The organism is Paraburkholderia sp. BR10937 (genome assembly GCF_040965695.1).
Taxonomy (GTDB): domain Bacteria; phylum Pseudomonadota; class Gammaproteobacteria; order Burkholderiales; family Burkholderiaceae; genus Paraburkholderia.
In genome coordinates, this window is record NZ_JBFRCL010000253.1 from 1 (window position 1) to 243 (window position 243).

The 243-nt window shown below is 58.8% G+C and carries 1 rRNA gene; it reads right to left on the bottom strand.

Going from position 1 to position 243, the window contains the following annotated elements:
- Nucleotides 1–108: 108 nt before the first annotated feature.
- Nucleotides 109–243: ribosomal RNA gene (locus AB4Y44_RS42865) — 23S ribosomal RNA — on the bottom strand; the annotation flags it as partial.

Consider the following 243-nt stretch of genomic DNA (forward strand, 5'->3'; position numbering starts at 1 on the left):
CTTCTGCTCCGAAGAGCATGGCCTCGCACCCTTGAATTCCGCGCCCGGATTTGCCAAGGCGCCTTCTCCAATGCAAGGACCGGGACTTCCAACACCCGGACAACCTTCCGCGATCCGTCCCCCCATCTTCAGACAGGATTTCACGTGTCCCGCCCTACTTGTCGTACACCTAGTTCTTCCATTCCGCCTTCGCCTACGGGGCTATCACCCACTATGGCCGCACTTTCCAGAGCGTTTGGCTGA